Here is an 11210-nt window from a genome sequence, read left to right as displayed (position 1 = left end):
CGCGGCGGCAGAGGGCCGCGAGGTTGGGTCGCGACCCTCTCCGGTGGTCTGCCGGCTCAGTCGATCGCCGTCTGTGCTGCCCGAAGAAGTGCCGGATCCACGTCGGGAACGGCGAGCCTCGGGTTGTAGCCCGCCATCACGACTCTCATGACGAATCCGGCGGCCTCCTCCAGTTGCCGGGCGCAGTTGAGTCCACCGACCACCACGGGCCGGGCACCAAGATCTTGGATAAGCGCCGCAGCGCGATCGAGAGCACCCGAGTCGTCGCCGCAGATCGCCACGACCGGTGCTGACTCCTGCGGACCCACGTACGGCCATGAGGCTCCTGCGAACAGGTGGAGCGCTTTCACCACGTGCGCCCCGGGAGCGGTGTGCGCCACGAGCGCCGCTGCCGAGCCGGCCGTCGGCTTCAGCTCACAGGTTGTGTAGTCGACGGGGTTGGTGCAGTCGATTACGGCCTTGCCTGCCAGTGACCCCTCGGGGGCGCCGACGAGAGACAGCGCCTCCTCCAGCCCTTCCCATGGGACCGCAACCACGAGCGCGTCGACCCGAGTTGCGAGGTCCGTGGGATCGACAGCCTTCGCCGGAGGGCCGATCTGGTCGGCGGCCGCCTTGGCGTGCAGGGAGTCGCGCCCTGTCACCAGCAGCGAGTGACCTGCCGGAGCCCAGGCCTGGCCAAGCGTCACGGCCAGGTTTCCGGTCCCCAAGATTCCTATGTTCACAGCGATCTCCTCTGTCTCGAAGCTGTGCTCTTGGGACGCTACGGAGGGAGCTCCTACCATTTGGTAGGAGAGCGAGGCGATACTGGGTTTGTGCTCAAGGGGTCCTGCCAGACATTCATCTCCGACTGCCAGGTGCGCGCGGCGGCCGAACTTATCAGCCACGCTTGGGATCCTGTCGTGCTCTCGGCGCTGCGCCTGGGGCCAACGCGACGCAAGGACCTGCTCACGAGGATCGCGGGAGTCAGCGACAAGGTGCTGACGCAGGCGCTAGATCGTCTCCAGGCACGCGGGCTCGTCGTGAGAGGCAGCAGCGCCGACCCAGCGTCAGCGCACACAGGCGCGGTCTACCGGCTCTCCACGCTGGGGGAATCGTTCACCAATGGGCCCCTCGCGCACCTCGCACAGTGGGCCGCCGACAACCAAGACGATCTCGTCGGCCGATCACCAACGTCATGACCATGGCGGCTTCCACCTGGTCGCATCCGCCCGGGGAACAGCCACAGGGTCGGGCCGGGAGCAATCCGCTCGGCGATCGGCAGATGGGCCTTCGACGACGCTGCGCGACCACCCGGCGAGCCCGTGGACACCTCGACGCCCGCTGATTTTGTTGAGCCCGCACCCTGATTCGCGTGGCTACTGTAGCGGCACCGAACTGTCAGTACCGTTGGTGTCCGCTTGGCTGTGGCAGGGAGTTAAACATGCAGGACATTGTTGTCGACCCCGTTGCCCATAATCGGGCAGCCTGGGACAAGTATGTCCATGAGGGCAACGAGTGGTCGAGGCCGGTGAGTGCTGAGGATGTCGAACGCGCCCGCATGGGCGACTGGTCGATTGTTCTCATCGGGCGTGAGCCGGTCGACCGCTCCTGGCTGCCGGCGGACGTGACCGGCAAGGACGTGTTGTGCCTGGCCTCCGGCGGTGGCCAGCAGGGTCCGATCCTCGCTGCCGCAGGGGCGCGGGTCACCGTGTTCGACAACTCGCCCCGCCAGCTCGGCCAGGACCAAATGGTGGCGGCGCGCGACGGACTCGAGCTGCGCACCGTCCTAGGCGACATGCGCGACCTCAGCGCCTTCGGCGACGCAACATTCGATGTCGTATTCCACCCGGTCTCGAACCTATTCGTACCAGAGTTGGCACCAGTGTGGTGTGAGTGCTTCCGCGTCCTGCGGCCGGGCGGAACTCTGCTCGTGGGCTTCCTTAACCCTGATGTGTACTTGTTCGACCACGAGACGCTCGACGAGCGCGGCGAGCTGGTCGTCGTGCACAAGCTGCCCTACAGCGATGTCACGCAGTACTCCGCCGAGGAACGCGCCACGAAGTTCGGCGCGGATGCCCCTCTTGAATACAGTCACACCCTCACCGACCAGATCGGCGGGCAACTCGCCGCGGGGTTCGTCCTCACCGGCTTCGCAGAAGCACCGCACCAATCCAACGCATCCGCTCACTACATGTCGCACTATTTTGCGACGCGGGCGGTCAAGCCGGGCTGACCCAGCCGTGGGCCGGCCGAGATGGCCGTGTCTCCGAATGGCCAAGTGGAGCGCTGTGCCGGCCCGACCCCCACTAACTTCGCTGGGCCGTCATGAGGGGGCGTCCGGGGGCAGGCCCAGCTCGGCCATGGCCAGGTCGACCAGGGACCCCGGCACCTCGTCGACCGCCCCGACGCGCACGAGGGCGGCCAGCCCGAGGTAACCGCTGTAAGCCGCCAGCACCCGCCGACGCGCCTCCTCCTCCGGCTGGCCGAGCTCCCGCAGTACGTCCTGCATGAAGTCCAGGCGACGCCGGCTCACCCGCCGCACCACCTCGCCGACCATCGGATCGTCCACCTCGCTGATCAGCCGGAACGAGATCGCCGCGTTCTCCGCGTCACCGAAGGCCAGGTCCAGCAGGGTCCGCATGCGCGCCACGGGCTCGTCGAGCGACTCCAGCCGGGCGATGACCCGCTCGGTCCCGGCCTCCCAGTGCGCCAGGGCCGCCTCGACCAGCGCCCGGCGGTTGGCGAAATGCCAGTAGAAGCTGCCCTTGGAGACGCCGAGCCGTACCGCGACGGGCTCCACCGCCACGGCGCCCAGGCCACCCTCCGCGAGCGCCGCCAGCGCGGCCCTCGCCCAGTCGTCGGGCCCCAACCGCTCCGCCACCGCACGTTTCCCTCGCTCAGCCACCCCACACCTCCCCTCGCTCGACCGCACCCCGCCGATGGACACCGTCCCCGCTCCGACAGCCTGCCATACGGCGGCGTATAGTCGCCTCCATACGCAACCGTATGGAGGCCGCGAGCAGGCCCCGTGCACAAGGAGCCCCCCATGCCGACGCTGGTAGACGACTTCATCCCCCGCCCGGACGCGGCGGAACTGCACTCGATCGTGATCAACGCCTCCCGTGACCGCGTCTGGCAGGCACTCATCCACCTGGACTCGCGGGACATCCGCCTGGCCAAGCCGTTGTTCGCCATCCGGCGCCTGTTCTCCCGCTCCTCCGGTGACCGGCCTAAGCAGGAAGCGCCCCCCTTCACGCTGCTGGCCGTGGACCCGATGCGGGAGATCGTCTTGGGGACGATCGGGCAGTGGTGGCGTCTGGGCCGAGCCGAGCACGCCCCGGCGATCGGCGACGAGGACGACTTTCGCGCCTTCGACCGGCCCGGTTACGCCAAAGGGACGTTCAGCTTTCTGCTGGACGACGCGGGGCCGGGGCGCATCCGCCTGGTCACCGAGACCAGGGTGCTCGCCACCAGCCCCGACGCCCGCCGCGCATTCCTCCGCTACTGGATCGTCATCCGCCTCGGCAGCGGCCTGATCCGCCACATCATCCTGTTCGCCATCCGGGCCCGCTCCTGATCCGCCGCACCATCCGGCGCGTGTGACGGCGGGAGGCGGAAGTGCTCTGATCGGGCGATAGCCTCGTGTCGTGCTGGATAAGATCGCGGCGACCCGTTATGTGACGCCGTTGCGCGAGGGCGGATCGCTGCCGGGCGTGGTCGAGGCGGATGATCTCGGCACCTACGTGGTGAAGTTCCGGGGAGCGGGCCAAGGCCGACGCGTGCTCGTGGCGGAGATCATCTCGGGTGAGCTGGCCAGGCGGCTCGGACTCCGTACTCCCGAGATCAAGCTGATCGACCTCGACCCGCAGATCGCCATCCGGGAGCCCGACGAGGAGGTGCAGGACCTGCTCAAGGCGAGCACCGGCCTCAACCTGGCGATCGACTTTCTGCCCGGCTCCCTCGGGTTCGAGCCGCTGACGTGGACGCCCGACCGGATGTTCGCCTCGCGGGTGGTCTGGTTCGACGGCCTGATCCACAACGTCGACCGCAGCTGGCGCAACCCCAACCTGCTCGTCTGGCACCGCGACATCTGGCTGATCGACCATGGCGCTGCGCTCTGGTTCCACCACAACTGGCGGACTGCCGACCCACGACGACCGTTCGACGTGGGAGACCATGTGCTGGCGCCGTTCGCGACTCACCTTGAGGCCGCAGCGGCCGAGCTGTCCGCGAAGATCAGTCCCGAGCTCCTGGAAACCGTCACCGCGCTGGTGCCCGACGAATGGCTCGACGACGAACCCGGCTTCGACTCGGCGCAGGCCGTCCGCGACGCCTATGTCGACCACCTGCTCCAGCGCGCGCGGGCACCGTACGAGTGGCTGAGACCGCCCGCCACCCCGGTCGGCGAACCCACAGGCCCCGCCTCCGTCGGCGAGTTCTGGCGGGGAGGCGACCGATGAGCAGGGACGTCTACGAGTACGCGGTGATCCGCGTGATGCCGCGCGTCGAGCGCGGCGAGCTGATCAACGCGGGCGTGCTGCTCTACTGCCAGCCACGTGACTACCTCTGCGCGCGAGTCGATCTCGACGCGACCCGGCTGCGCGCCCTCGACCCGGCTGTGGACATCGACGGTGTACGGCAGGCGCTCAGTGCCTATGAACTGGCCTGTGGCGAGGAAGCCGGACCGCTGGGCAAGGAGTCGCTCGGCGGAAGGTTCCGCTGGCTGACGGCACCGCGCAGCACGATCGTGCAGACCGGCCCGGTCCACGCCGGCCTCACCGCCGACCCGGACACCGAGCTGGCCAGACTCTTCGACAAACTGGTCCGGCCCTGACCCCAGACGGCCCTGACCCAGACGGCCCTGACCCCAGACGGCCGCACCAGCAAGGTACACCGGACCGATATCCGTGCCTCACCGGATTTCGGGAGTGCGGCGTCGAGGACGCCGGGAATGGGCTCCGGCCGCGGTCAGGCTGGGTCGGGGGCGCAGGCGGTTTCGTGTGGCCGTCCGTCCTCGACCCTCGCGATGGGCTCGCCGACGAGATGTTGTAGCGCGCTCTGCAGAGAGTTGCGCGCCGAGGGGGCGAGGTCGGCCAAGAGCCGGTCCTCGATCGCCTCTATGTCGGCGCGGGCGGCTTTGAGGGCGCGGCTGCCTTCGGGGGTGACCTCGATGATGCGGGCCCTGCGGTCGGCGGGGTCCGGCCGGCGGCGCACCAGGCCAGCGCTTTCCAGGTCGTCGAGGATGAGGACCAGCTTGCTCTTGTCGACCGATACGGCCTGGGCGAGAGCGAGCTGGGAGCTGGCAGGGGCTTCAACGATGGCCATCAAGACCGTGTAACCCCACAGGGTCATGCCGTGCTCACGTACGGCCGCGCTCTCGGCTGTGGCCAGACCCTGCTTGAGCCGCGCGAACAGCCAGTGCAGGTCCTGGTGCAACCAGCTGCCGGGCGAGCCTTCCAGGGCGGGAGCGTTGGCCATGCCCAGCATGATACCAAACTCATATGTTCTTGACTTGCAACTATCTTGCTCTATATTGATTGCGATTCCAGACCATCTTGAATGTGAGGCAATCTTGTGACGCATCTCCTGCATCTGGACGCCAGCGGACGCAGCGACTCGTTCTCGCGCAGGCTCGGCAGGACCTTCGTGACCGGGTGGCGGGCCACCCATCACGACGGCATCTACACCTACCGCGACCTCGTGGCGGACCCGGTGCCACCCATCGACGAGAACCGGGTCCACCTCGCCACCCAGTCATCCGTGAACGGGGTGCGCGACATCGAGGCCATGGACAAGGTGGCCGCGACCGCCCCCGAACTGGCCAGGAGCTGGGCGGCCACCCGTCCGCTGGTGGAACAGCTCCTCGCGGCCGACGTCCTGCTCCTGGGCGTGCCGATGTACAACTTCACGGTGCCCGCCGCGCTCAAGGCGTGGATCGACCGCGTGACCCTGCCCTGGCTGCCGCTCAAGGGCAAGTCGGCCGTGGTGCTGAGCGCGCGCGGCGGGGGCTACGGCCCGGGCATGCCCCGCGAGCAGTTCGACTTCCAGGAGCCCTACCTGCGCGCCTACTTCTCCGTGCTCGGGCTGGACGACGTGGAGTTCGTCCATGCCGAGCTCACGCATGCCATGGTCATGCCCTTCCTCGCCCAGTTCCGCGACCAGCACGAGGCCTCCCATACCGCGGCGCTCGACGCGGTGCACGCCCTGGCGACCCGAGCCCGCGCCGAGATCCCGTCCGCAACCTGACTCGAGAGGAAATCGCATCATGATCACAGATCTCAACGGCCGCGTGGTCCTGATCACCGGCGCGTCGACCGGCATCGGAGCCGCGACCGCCCGCGCCTTCGGGCGCGAAGGCGCCCGGGTGGCGATCACCTACCGCAACAACCCCGACAGCGCCGAGAAGGTGGCCGCTGACGTGGAGTCCTCCGGCGGGCAGGCGCACGTCGTCCGACTCGACCTCGAAGACCTACCCACCATCGACCAAGCTGTCGCGAGCGTCATAGAGCGCTGGGGAGGCATCGACGTCCTCATCGCCAATGCCGTGCGCTGGGGCGGCGACGGCCCGCCCGACCCCAGCCTCCGCTTCGAGGACGTCCCGCTGCAGGAGTGGGACGCGATGATCGGCGCCAACCTGATCGGAACCGCGGCCACGGTCCGCGCGGTCCTGTCCAGCATGCGCGCCAAGGGCTGGGGCCGTATCGTGCTGATCTCCTCGAGCGTCGCCGAGGAGGGCCTGCCCGGCCCGGGCCCCTACGGCACCGCCAAATCGGGCCTGTACGGGCTCGCCCGTAGCCTGGCCTGGAACGGCGGCCCGGACGGGATCCTGGTCAACGTCGTGGCGCCGGGCTTCACCCTGACCGACAGCCGCCCCGACATCCCGGCTTTCGTCACCGACGCCCTCGCCGCCGCCACCCCCACCCGCAGGCTCTCCCACTCCGACGACGTGGCCAACCTCATCGTCTTCCTGGGCTCGGGAGCCAACGGCAACCTCACCGGCGAGGTGATCCGGGACGGCTCCGCCGCCGCACGCGCACCGCACCTCGGCGGATAGCAGCCCCAACCCGCACCACACGAACGTGCTCCCCGCCCGGCCGGGCGGGCGGGGACTACCAGACGGCGGGCGAGCTGGTTGGCCACATGCGCGCCGAGGTCACGGCCGTCGAGGAGTCCCGCGGCGGCAAGGGCGAACGCGCCATTGCACTGACCGAGTCACCGTCACCCGCGGTCACACCTTGACCAGCGACTCCCAGATCCCCATCACCAAGATCATGGCTAGAACAGGACGGACATGAACGTGTCGACCTCGTGGAAGCCCACCTTCCGGTAGACCGCCCGCGCCGAGTGGTTGAAGTCGTTGACGTACAGCGAGACCACCGGAGCGAAGCAGTCCAGGGCCGCGTCCACGACCGCCGCCATCCCGGCCACCGCGTGTCCCTGGCCGCGCAACGCGGGGTCGACCCACACCCCCTGGATCTGACAGGCATGGGGAGTGACCGCGCCGACCTCGGCCTTGAACACCACGCGGCCGTCGTCGATGCGCGCGTAGGACCTGCCGATGCGGATCAGCTCGGCCACCCTGGTCCGGTAGAGGGCGCCGCCGTCGCCGAGGTTGGGCGAGACGCCCACTTCCTCGGTGAACATCGAGACGCAGGCCGGCAGCAGGGTCTCGAACTGGTCCGGGCGGACCCGCTGGACCAGCGGGTCGGCGGGCACGGGCGACCTGCGCGAGGTGGCCATGACCGGCTGTGCCCAGCGGATCGTGCGGGCCCGGCCCCAGTACGGCTCCAGGCGCTCCCACAGCAGTGAGACCGCGTCGGCGGGGCCCACGATGGACGAGCAGCGGCGGCCCTGCTTGCGGGCGCGGTCGGCGAAGGCGTGCACGGCTTCGGGACCGGCGTTGACCGGCACCATGTTTGCCCCCGCGTAGCAGAGCGAGACGAGCCCGCCGCGCGGCCCGAACCCCCACATCTGCCCGCCCAGCCGCGCCGGATTGAGTCCGACGGTCCGCACCCGGGAGGAGACGAAGACGTTGGCGACCGGATCGAAGTCGAGCAAGGCAAGGGCTTCGTCCCGGTCGCTGTCATCGAGCACACGCGACGCCGATGTACGCAGCATCACATGGTCAGACTACGCGAACGACCACCGAATAGCTCATCTGGCGAGGAGCTCGGTGCGCCTTTCGTGACCTAGAGGGCTAAGGGCCGCCATATGGGCCGTTGGCTTGGGCGCCGGCAGTTTGTCGCAGTTGGCGGTGTGCCGCGGCACCGTGCCGTCGACCAGGTACGCGACCAGGTGACGGTCCACACACTGGTTCCCCGAGAGCGAGGACCCGTGGTTGCCACCCGCGTCGACGACCATGCGGGCGCTTGGGAACAGTTTGCGCATGTTCAGGGCGCCCTGGTACGGCGTCGCGGCGTCGTCCTTCGACTGGATCATCAGAATCGGAGGCAGCCGCTTGGACGCGTTGATCTTGACCGGGGTGCCGCCCGGCACGGACCAGAACGCGCACGGGGCGTTGTACCAGGCGTTGGACCAGGTGAGGAACGGCGCCTGCCGGTACACCCGCGTCATGTCCGTCCGCCACTTGTCCCAGGACTTGGGCCACTGGACGTCGCGGCACTGCACGCTCAGGTAGATGGCGTAGCCGTTCTCCTCGTCGGCGTCCGGCTTGCCGTACTTGTTGTAGACGTCGACCAGTGCCTTCCCGTCGCCCTGCCGCACGTACCTGGACCAGGCGGCGGCCAGGTCGGGCCAGATCCTGTCGCTGTAGCCGGCCACGGTGAACGTGTCGTCGAGCTCGCTCGGGCCGACCACCCCGGCGGCCGGGCGGTCGTGCAGCCTGGAGCGCATCGCGTACCAGGCGAACGAGGTCTGGCTGAGCGAGCCGCCGAGCTTGTAGACGGCGTTGTTCTTGGCGGTCCAGGCCAGGAAGGCGCGGTGCCTGCGCTCGAAGGCGCGGTCCTGGGCCAGGTTGGCCTTGTACCAGACGCCGTCCGGGTCGACCGTGCTGTCCAGGACGAGGTGCTTGACCCGGTCGGGGAACAGCGTGGCGTAGATGGCGCCGATATAGGTGCCGTAGGAGTAGCCGAGGAAGCTGATCTGCGACTCGCCGAGGGCCGCGCGGATGCTGTCCATGTCGCGGGCGGTGTTCTCGGTGGTCAGGTGGGGCAGCAGCCAGGCGTACAGGTCGCCGCATCGGCTGGCGTATTCGCTGGCCCTGCCGAGCAGCACCTTCTCGTCTTCCTCATCGCGCGGCACCGCGTCGGGCCTGGGCGGGGCGTAATAGACGGCGGGGTCGACGCAGTGCATGGCGGGCTCGCTGTTGCCCACGCCGCGCGGGTCAAAGCCGATGATGTCGTAACGGTCGGCGGCCTTCTGCGAGAGCGTCGCCGACACGTACTCGGCCAGCGACCGGCCCGAGGCGCCCGGCCCGCCGGGGTTGACCAGCAGCGGGCCCAGGTAGTCGCCGCCGTCGCGCGGCACTTTGGCCTTGATCCGGTTGAGGGCCAGCGTGATCGACTGCCCCGCCGGCTCGTTGTAGTCGAGCGGCACCCGCACGGAGGCGCACTCGACACCGCTCACCGGGGGCGCGGACCGACTGATGACTGTCCCGGAATCGGCTGTCTCCGATGAGGACGCCGGAGACGCCGCCGGGCAGGGGCCCCAGTCCAATCCCGACCTCACGGCGCTTCCGGCGGCCACGGCGCTACTCGCTCCCCCGACCACCGGCACCAGCATCGCCATCCCGACGACCACTCTTACGACCCGCTTCACACGGCCTCCCATTCGATTGGCAGACCGATGGTCTCTGAGTAACCGAGTCATGACGCTGGGTATGGAAGAACGCTTACCATTCTGTAATCGCCCAATTGCACGCCGTAATGCACTCGCGGACGGCCGGGGTGGCCGGTTTGCCCCGCCACTGGCCAAGAGGGCGCACGTCACGGCGCCGCACCACCTCCACCGGAGGAGCGTGCCCCTGGACAGGGCTCAGCCCGGTCGGCGTCTGGGGCCAACCGGGCTGAGCCGTAAAAAATATGGGTCTAAATCAGCCGACGACAACCTCAGGCTCGCCATCGAGCTCGATGCCCATCGAGTCGGCGATGCGCAGGGCCTCGTCGATCAGGGTCTCGACGATCTGCGACTCGGGGACCGTCTTCACGACCTCGCCCTTGACGAAGATCTGCCCCTTGCCGTTGCCCGAGGCCACGCCCAGGTCGGCCTCGCGGGCCTCCCCCGGCCCGTTGACGACGCAGCCCATCACGGCCACCCGCAGCGGCACCTTCAGCCCCTCGAGCCCCGCCTGCACCTGCTCCGCCAGCGTGTAGACATCGACCTGGGCCCGCCCGCACGACGGGCACGAGACGATCTCCAGCCCGCGCTCCCGCAGCCCGAGCGACTCCAGGATCTGCGCGCCGACCTTGACCTCCTCGACCGGCGGCGCCGACAGCGAGACGCGGATGGTGTCGCCGATGCCCTCCGCCAGCAGCGCGCCGAACGCGACCGCCGACTTGATGGTGCCCTGGAAGGCCGGACCGGCCTCGGTCACACCCAGGTGCAGCGGGTAGTCGCACTGGGCGGCCAGCAGCCGGTACGCGTTGATCATGACGACGGGGTCGTTGTGCTTGACCGAGATCTTGATGTCGCGGAACCCGTGCTCCTCGAACAGCGAGCACTCCCAAAGCGCCGACTCGGTCAGCGCCTCCGGGGTCGCCTTGCCGTACTTCTGCAGCAACCGGGGGTCGAGCGAGCCGGCGTTGACGCCGATGCGGATCGGCACGCCATGATCGGCCGCGGCCCGCGCAATCTCGCCCACCTTGTCATCAAATTTCTTGATGTTGCCGGGGTTGACGCGCACCGCCGCGCAGCCCGCCTCGATGGCCGCGAACACGTACTTCGGCTGGAAGTGAATGTCGGCGATGACCGGAATCTGCGACTTTCGGGCGATGACGGGCAGCGCGTCGGCATCGTCCTGCGACGGCACGGCCACCCGCACGATCTGGCAGCCCGAGGCGGTCAGCTCGGCGATCTGCTGCAAGGTGGCGTTGATGTCGGCGGTCACCGTGGTGGTCATCGACTGCACGGAGACCGGCGCGTCGCCACCGACCGGGACGCCGCCGACCATGATCTGGCGGGAGTGCCGGCGTTGGGCGAGCGGCTTGGGACGGACCGTGGGGATGCCGAGTGCTACAGAAGACATTTCAACCCTTGAGTTTCGGTAACGGTAT

The 11210-nt window shown here is 68.8% G+C and carries 13 protein-coding genes; 7 read left to right on the top strand and 6 right to left on the bottom strand.

Features of this window, described 5'->3' with window-relative positions; translation table 11 throughout:
• Positions 1-56 precede the first annotated feature (56 nt).
• Positions 57-884 carry an NAD(P)-binding domain-containing protein gene (locus AB0J16_RS05410; RefSeq protein ID WP_358534939.1) on the bottom strand — a complete coding sequence of 276 codons (828 nt, stop codon included), beginning with the start codon at positions 882-884 and terminating at the stop codon, positions 57-59.
• Here AB0J16_RS05410 and AB0J16_RS05405 point away from each other — a divergent pair.
• Both AB0J16_RS05405 and AB0J16_RS05400 read left to right on the top strand, forming a co-directional pair.
• A complete protein-coding gene (locus tag AB0J16_RS05405) occupies positions 813-1178 on the top strand; it encodes a helix-turn-helix domain-containing protein (protein ID WP_358534937.1) in 366 nt (121 codons plus the stop codon). The two genes, AB0J16_RS05410 and AB0J16_RS05405, sit on opposite strands and share 72 nt — an antisense overlap.
• A gap of 242 nt (positions 1179-1420) precedes the next feature.
• On the top strand, positions 1421-2212 hold the full coding sequence (locus AB0J16_RS05400) for a class I SAM-dependent methyltransferase (protein WP_358534935.1): 792 nt from the start codon (positions 1421-1423) through the stop codon (positions 2210-2212).
• Positions 2213-2302: 90 nt separating this feature from the next.
• Here the strand turns inward: AB0J16_RS05400 and AB0J16_RS05395 are convergent, their stop codons facing one another.
• The gene (locus AB0J16_RS05395; protein WP_358534933.1) at positions 2303-2860 is read right to left on the bottom strand and encodes a TetR/AcrR family transcriptional regulator; all 558 of its coding nucleotides are present in this window, start codon (positions 2858-2860) and stop codon (positions 2303-2305) included.
• A gap of 165 nt (positions 2861-3025) precedes the next feature.
• On the opposite strand from AB0J16_RS05395, the gene AB0J16_RS05390 reads away from it, so the two are divergent.
• The 3 genes from AB0J16_RS05390 to AB0J16_RS05380 all read left to right on the top strand — a co-directional run bounded on the left by AB0J16_RS05390 (position 3026) and on the right by AB0J16_RS05380 (position 4813).
• A complete protein-coding gene (locus AB0J16_RS05390) occupies positions 3026-3556 on the top strand; it encodes a hypothetical protein (protein ID WP_357946469.1) in 531 nt (176 codons plus the stop codon).
• A 70-nt stretch (positions 3557-3626) separates the two neighbouring features.
• Positions 3627-4439, top strand: coding sequence for a HipA family kinase (locus tag AB0J16_RS05385; RefSeq protein ID WP_358534931.1), 813 nt, complete (start codon positions 3627-3629; stop codon positions 4437-4439).
• Entirely contained in the window at positions 4436-4813 is a 378-nt protein-coding gene (locus AB0J16_RS05380; protein WP_358442507.1) for a DUF3037 domain-containing protein, read from the top strand. Before AB0J16_RS05385 ends, AB0J16_RS05380 begins: the two co-directional genes overlap by 4 nt.
• A 134-nt stretch (positions 4814-4947) precedes the next feature.
• On the opposite strand, the gene AB0J16_RS05375 is transcribed toward AB0J16_RS05380, so the two are convergent.
• The gene (locus AB0J16_RS05375) at positions 4948-5457 is read right to left on the bottom strand and encodes a MarR family winged helix-turn-helix transcriptional regulator (protein ID WP_358534929.1); all 510 of its coding nucleotides are present in this window, start codon (positions 5455-5457) and stop codon (positions 4948-4950) included.
• 96 nt (positions 5458-5553) lie between these two features.
• On the opposite strand from AB0J16_RS05375, the gene AB0J16_RS05370 reads away from it, so the two are divergent.
• Positions 5554-6225: an NAD(P)H-dependent oxidoreductase gene (locus AB0J16_RS05370; RefSeq protein ID WP_358534927.1), complete on the top strand. Its 672-nt coding sequence runs from the start codon at positions 5554-5556 to the stop codon at positions 6223-6225.
• A 19-nt stretch (positions 6226-6244) separates the two neighbouring features.
• A complete protein-coding gene (locus AB0J16_RS05365; RefSeq protein WP_358534925.1) occupies positions 6245-7033 on the top strand; it encodes an SDR family oxidoreductase in 789 nt (262 codons plus the stop codon).
• A gap of 221 nt (positions 7034-7254) precedes the next feature.
• On the opposite strand, the gene AB0J16_RS05360 is transcribed toward AB0J16_RS05365, so the two are convergent.
• The 3 genes from AB0J16_RS05360 to ispG form a co-directional block, all read right to left on the bottom strand.
• Complete coding sequence (locus tag AB0J16_RS05360) at positions 7255-8097, bottom strand: GNAT family N-acetyltransferase (RefSeq protein ID WP_358536117.1); 843 nt, start codon at positions 8095-8097, stop codon at positions 7255-7257.
• A gap of 36 nt (positions 8098-8133) precedes the next feature.
• On the bottom strand, positions 8134-9564 hold the full coding sequence (locus AB0J16_RS05355) for an alpha/beta hydrolase (RefSeq protein ID WP_358534923.1): 1431 nt from the start codon (positions 9562-9564) through the stop codon (positions 8134-8136).
• Between the two features lie 466 nt (positions 9565-10030).
• Positions 10031-11182: a flavodoxin-dependent (E)-4-hydroxy-3-methylbut-2-enyl-diphosphate synthase gene (ispG, locus tag AB0J16_RS05350; RefSeq protein WP_358534921.1), complete on the bottom strand. Its 1152-nt coding sequence runs from the start codon at positions 11180-11182 to the stop codon at positions 10031-10033.
• Between the last annotated feature and the right edge of the window lie 28 nt (positions 11183-11210).

The sequence above is a fragment of the Nonomuraea sp. NPDC049750 genome, from assembly GCF_040659625.1.
GTDB lineage: Bacteria > Actinomycetota > Actinomycetes > Streptosporangiales > Streptosporangiaceae > Nonomuraea.
This window is presented reverse-complemented; position numbering and strand designations above follow the sequence as displayed.